Source organism: Mesorhizobium sp. M7A.F.Ca.US.006.04.2.1 (assembly GCF_004022915.1).
GTDB lineage: Bacteria > Pseudomonadota > Alphaproteobacteria > Rhizobiales > Rhizobiaceae > Mesorhizobium > Mesorhizobium ciceri.
In genome coordinates, this window is the sequence record NZ_RZQA01000442.1 from 1 (window position 1) to 5,306 (window position 5,306).

Consider the following 5,306-nt stretch of genomic DNA (forward strand, 5'->3'; position numbering starts at 1 on the left):
GGCTGGCCGAGGCCAGGCGGGCCGCCGACAGCACGCCGCCGAAAGCCGCCAGCATCGAGCACAGCACGAAGGCGCTGGAATAGATCAGCCGCACATTGATGCCGGCGCGCCGCGCCGCCTCGCGGTTGCCGCCGACCGCCGACATAGAGCGGCCCCATTTGGTCCGCGTCAGCGCGTAGTGCATCGATATGACCAGGCCGACGAACAGGCCGAACATCCACGGAATGCCGCGCGCCTGATTGAGATAGAAGACGATGAGCTCGAGAATGACCGTAATCACCACCGCGCGCGTGACGAGCCCGCCGGTCGACGGCGCCGACAGGTTCGCTGCGCGGCGGCGCGCGACGGTGCGCAGGCCGGTGATCAGCATGACGATGCCCGGCACGGCCGCCAGAGCGAACGAGACGAGTTTGGGCATCATCAGCAACTGGCCGAAATTCACCAGGTTCGAGCCGTAGGGCAGGTTGATCGAGCCGGTCGAGCCGAGGATGTAGAGCTGCAGGCCAAGCACCGCCAGCAAGCCGGCCAGCGTCGAGACGAAGCTCGGCATGCCGAGCCGGTTGAACAGCAGCGCATAGAGGGCGCCGATGAAGCCGCCGACGGCAACAGCGGCCAGAATCGCGAGCGCCACCGGCCAGCCCTGGTTGACCCACAGCGTGCCGACCATGGCCGAGGCAAAGCCGCTGATCGAACCGACCGACAGGTCGATCTCGCCGACCATCAAAACGCAGACGATGCCGAGCGCGATGACGCCGACGGTGGAGCAATCGAACAGCAGATTGACCAGATTGCTGCTCGACAGGAAGATCGGGTTGATGCTGGCGAACACCGTCCAGATGATGACCAGCCCGACAATCACTGGCAGCGAGCCGAGATCGCCCGAGCGGACCCGGTCGAAGAACCGGCGGATGGCGCCGCCGATCCCCGCCTCGTGCTTGACGCGCACATCGGCGCGGTCGAGCTGCGGCGGCACGGGGGCAGCCTGTTCGGCTTCGCGGCTCATGGGCGTGGCTCCTGGGTCTGGTCTTGCCTGGCCTGCCTGCGCTCGGCGCGCCGCGACACCGAATTGTTCGAAGCGCCGGTGATGGCGCTGACCAGTTCCTGGTTCGAGGCATCGGGCGAGAAGATGCCGTTGTTGCGGCCAAGCCGCAGCACGACGATGCGGTCGGCGACGGCGCGCACGTCTTCCATGTTGTGGCTGATGATGACGACGCCGAGGCCGCGGTCGCGCACCCGCTCGATCAAATTGAGCACTTCCGCCGTCTGCGCCACGCCAAGCGCTGCCGTCGGCTCGTCGAGCAGGATGAGCTTGGGTTCGAGCAGCAGCGAGCGCGCGATCGCCACCGTCTGGCGCTGGCCGCCCGACAGTGAAGCGACCACTTCGCGGACACTCGGGATGCGCGCCGAAAGCTCGTTGAGCAGCGTCCAGGCGCGCACTTCCATCGCCACCTCGTCCAGCCGCAGCGGGCTGAGTTCGCGGCCAAGGAAGATGTTGGCGACGATGTCGAGGTTCTCGCACAGCGCCAGGTCCTGGAACACGGTGGCGATACCGAGCGTCAGCGCGGCACTCGGATCGGCAAGCGTCACCGGCTTGCCGCGAAAACTGATCGTGCCTGAGCTCGGCTGATGCACGCCGGCCAGGATCTTGACCAGGGTCGACTTGCCGGCGCCATTGTCGCCGACCAGCGCCACCACTTCGCCTGCATGAACATCGAGATCGATGTCGGTGAGCGCCGAAACGGCGCCGAAATTCTTCGAAACGCCGCGCAGGCTGAGCACCAGCTCGCCTGCCGGAACCGGTTCGTCCGAGGTATCGGTCATGCCAGGAAGCCTTTCAAAACCGGTTCAAAAATTTCGCATGAGCGCTGCCTGGCCACCGCGCGGGTGGCCAGGCAGCGGAGCGGGCAAGGGTCGCGGTCAGTTCCCGATGCCCAGCTTCTTGCAGCCTTCCGCGTAACGATCGACGCAGAGCTCGGCCGCGGTGTTGATCTTCTTGTCGATGATCTCGGCCTTCAGGTTTTCCTGCGTCACAACAGCCGGCGTGAACAGCTGCGAGGGCGTATCGTACAGCGTCATCTCGGCCTTAGGCGTCTCGCCAGAAAGTAGCTTGATGGCGATGTTGGCGGCGGCCGCCGCCACGATCTCGCTCGGCTTGGAGATGGTGTTGTACTGGTCGCCGGCGATGATCAGCTGCAAGGCTGCGATGGTCGCGTCATTGCCGGTCACCGGCGGCACCGGATCGACGCCGGCCGCCTTGAAGGCCGCGATGGCGCCGCCACCGGTGCCGTCATTGGCGGCAACCACGCCGAGGATTTTCGGGCCGAAGCGGGTGATCTGGCCGCCGGCCCATTGCTGCGCCTTCGGCGGCGCCCATTCCGGCGTGTCGTATTCGGCCAGGATCTTGTAGCCGCTGTTGTCGAGGCCGGCATGGATGCCCTTCTTGATCAGGCCGGCCGCCGCGTCGGTCGGCGAACCGTTGATCTGTAAAACGCCGCCGGTGGCCGGATCGACCTTCAGCGCCTTCAGGTGCTCGACCAGCGAATCGGCGATGGCCTTGCCGATGCCTTCATTGTTGAACGAGACATAGAAGTCGGCCGGCGCTGTCGGGATTGGCCGGTCATAGGCTATGACCTTGATGCCCTGGCTCTGCGCCAGCTTGACCAGCGAGGCGGCGGCGGTCGAGTCGACGGGGTCGAGCACAATCGCCTTGGCGCCCTGCGAGATCACCGAGTTGAACTGCTGCTGCTGGCGCGAGGCGTCGGCATCGGCGTTCTGGTAGAGCACCTTGCAGCCCGGGCATAGCTTCTTCATCTCGGCGGCGAAGCCGGGATAATCATGCTGTTCGTAACGGGTCGAGGCCTGATCAGGCATCAGGAAGGCGACGGTGGCGTCGGTGACTTCGGCTGCCTTGGCGATAGCGGCGGTGCCTGCCAGCAGCGACAGCGCAAGCGCTGCCATGCCGGCGGACTTGCCAGTGGACTTCAATGAAATTGAAAGTTTGGTCATTCGGTCTTCTCCGTTTCTGGATATGTTGTAAGAAGGTCGTTGACTGCTTTGGTGGTCTGAAGACACCCATCCACCCTCGCCCCAACTGCAGGGGAACCAGGGTCCGGCGCTGGACTTTCGAGCCGCGCCGACGTCCTCCGCCGACGGAGGAATTCGAGACAAGCGTTCCCCATCGCGAACCGCTCAACGCGGCTCACGTCCGTCATGCAAAAGAAAAATCCTCCCTTGGTTCCTCCCTGGCTCCTCCGTTAAGCGGCTTTTCCCGCGTTGATGTTGTCGGCCAGCAGGCGCCTGAAGCGCGAGGGCGGCATGCCCTTCTCCGCCAGGAACTGCCGGTTGAAATTGGACAGGTTGTTGAAGCCGACCTCGTAGCAGATGTCGGTGATCGAGGCCTGCTCGTCGCTCATCAGGATCTGGCAGGCGAGATTGATGCGCAGCCGCTTGACGTACTGCACCAGCGACATGCCGGTGTGGCGGCGAAACGAGCGCGAGAAGGCCCCGGTCGACTGGCCGGCGATGGCGGCGAGATCCGCCTCGTCGAACAGCTGCGTCAGGTTCTCCCTGATATAGGCGAGCGCCTTGTTCATGCCGGCGGTCATGTAGCCCGACGGATCGGGCCGATAGCTGGCGCTGGCCAGCAGCTGGAATTCCTGGGCGCGGCTTAGCAGGCCGGCGATCATCATGAACAGCTCGATGCGGCGCACGCCCTGCGCCTGCATCATCTCTTCCATCAATGGCGCCAGCGCCTTGCTGGTGCGGTTGGAAAACAGCACGCCGCGCCGCGACGCCTCGAGCAGAGCCGCAAGCCCCGCCAGCTCCGGCAGCACATGCATGGCATCGCCGATGAAACTTTCGGAAAACTGAATGATGCGGCCGCGCAGCGGGATCGAGCTGTCCTTGGGGATGTCGCTGACCCAATTGTGCGGCAGGTTCGGCCCCGTCAGCACCAGATTGCCCGGCTCGAACTCGCCGATGAAGTCGCCGACGAAATAGCGGCCGTTGGTGAAGATTACCTGATGCAGTTCATATTCTGGATGGAAGTGCCAGCGCACCGTATGGAAGGGGTAGCCATGCGACCACGCCTTGAAGGACTCCCCGCGTCGTATCTGGACAACTTCCAGGTCCGGTTCCATGTCCGTTTCCTCCCGGCCGGCACGGATATTTGCCGCGTTCGGCCCAATTCCCTAAACCGGCCGAATTGGTTTCGGCTCTGCATTTCAAGAGCCACGGTACCGGCTCATGACAACAGGCGCCACCACGATTCAAGACAATGGATGATACTTTTTTAACCGGAAGGGCGCGCTCAGAGGCGCTATTCGGGCAGAACAGGTCAGTCTTGCTGACGCGTTCGCTCGACTGACCAACGAGAACACTACCGCCCGAAACGGAATTCCAACGTGTCCGGTGGGCGCCTGGCCTATCGCAAGAACAGCGTGTTCAGGCGCTGATGCAGCGCCGTCATCGTAGTTCAGCTGGTGCGCAGCGCACCACCCGCCGCCGTCGCGAGCGGCGTAACCATGTCAGGCACCAGTATGTCGTGGCGGCGCGCGAAGCTGACCAGCGTGGCCCGCACCGTCTCCGGATCGATTTCGCCGACGATGCCCGCCTTGCAAGCGTTGAGTGCGATGGCATGGGCGCCGTTGCGGCCGGCGCTCGGCCAGTCCTGCAGCAGTGCATAGGCTTCCATCACGCTGTCGATCTTCCTCGGAAAGCCCATTCCGACCAGAAGTGTGACCGGTTCCTCGAATTGCCCGCGATTCATGGCTTGTGCCTCCTCTCGATTGTTCAGGGCCTGCGGCGGGCCGAACACCGGGAAGCACGGCCCGCCGCGGATAGGTGAAGGGACTGGCCGATTTCCGTTCAGCCGCTGCCGGCGGATACCTCGGATGTTGCCGACACTTGCTGCGCTGCGAGGAACATCAGTGCCGACGCCGCGGTTCGCCGGTTCCAGCCGGCGGCTTCAGCCATGTCGAGCAGCCCTGCCAGCAGCGGCTTCAGCACGTTCCTGCATTCTGTTTCATAGGCCAGGAATTCCTTCGCTTGATGCGTAGGAGCCGGTACGGATCCGAGGCCAGCCATTGCATCCATCTTTACCTCCACTCTCTCTTCGACTGACGCCCGCTCCCCGCCAGGGGAGCGGGCGGATTGGGCCGCGACTTCAGAAGTCCATGCCGGCGCCGGCGGGCATTGCCGGGGCGGCGGCTTCCTTCTTCGGCTTCTCGGCCACCATGGCCTCCGTGGTCACCAGCAGGCCGGCGACCGATGCCGCGTCCTGGAGGGCGGGGCGCACCACCTTGGCC

6 protein-coding genes are annotated in these 5,306 nt (G+C 64.4%); all 6 read right to left on the reverse strand.

Translation table 11 applies throughout. The features are described 5' to 3' along the window. Nucleotides 1–1,003 (reverse strand): sugar ABC transporter permease (locus EN925_RS21930; protein ID WP_128336921.1); only part of this gene is annotated, 1,003 nt, incomplete at its 3' end. Then, on the reverse strand, nucleotides 1,000–1,821 hold the full coding sequence (locus tag EN925_RS21935; protein ID WP_013530724.1) for an ATP-binding cassette domain-containing protein: 822 nt from the start codon (nucleotides 1,819–1,821) through the stop codon (nucleotides 1,000–1,002). The genes EN925_RS21930 and EN925_RS21935, both read right to left, overlap by 4 nt. 96 nt (nucleotides 1,822–1,917) lie before the next feature. Further along, complete coding sequence (locus EN925_RS21940; protein WP_013530723.1) at nucleotides 1,918–3,006, reverse strand: sugar ABC transporter substrate-binding protein; 1,089 nt, start codon at nucleotides 3,004–3,006, stop codon at nucleotides 1,918–1,920. 248 nt (nucleotides 3,007–3,254) lie between these two features. Continuing rightward, nucleotides 3,255–4,139 (reverse strand): AraC family transcriptional regulator, encoded by an 885-nt coding sequence (locus tag EN925_RS21945; protein ID WP_013530722.1) that lies wholly within the window; start codon nucleotides 4,137–4,139, stop codon nucleotides 3,255–3,257. A 335-nt stretch (nucleotides 4,140–4,474) separates the two neighbouring features. Then, nucleotides 4,475–4,768 (reverse strand): DUF982 domain-containing protein, encoded by a 294-nt coding sequence (locus EN925_RS21950; RefSeq protein ID WP_127369724.1) that lies wholly within the window; start codon nucleotides 4,766–4,768, stop codon nucleotides 4,475–4,477. A gap of 98 nt (nucleotides 4,769–4,866) precedes the next feature. Beyond that, nucleotides 4,867–5,094: a hypothetical protein gene (locus EN925_RS21955; RefSeq protein WP_013530720.1), complete on the reverse strand. Its 228-nt coding sequence runs from the start codon at nucleotides 5,092–5,094 to the stop codon at nucleotides 4,867–4,869. Between the last annotated feature and the right edge of the window lie 212 nt (nucleotides 5,095–5,306).

Bases quoted from the DNA above. Each gene is read 5' to 3' on its own strand.
- EN925_RS21945 (WP_013530722.1), bottom strand. From the start codon at position 4,139: ATGGAACCGGACCTGGAAGTTGTCCAGATACGACGCGGGGAGTCCTTC.
- EN925_RS21940 (WP_013530723.1), bottom strand. From the start codon at position 3,006: ATGACCAAACTTTCAATTTCATTGAAGTCCACTGGCAAGTCCGCCGGC.
- EN925_RS21950 (WP_127369724.1), bottom strand. From the start codon at position 4,768: ATGAATCGCGGGCAATTCGAGGAACCGGTCACACTTCTGGTCGGAATG.
- EN925_RS21935 (WP_013530724.1), bottom strand. From the start codon at position 1,821: ATGACCGATACCTCGGACGAACCGGTTCCGGCAGGCGAGCTGGTGCTC.
- EN925_RS21955 (WP_013530720.1), bottom strand. From the start codon at position 5,094: ATGGATGCAATGGCTGGCCTCGGATCCGTACCGGCTCCTACGCATCAA.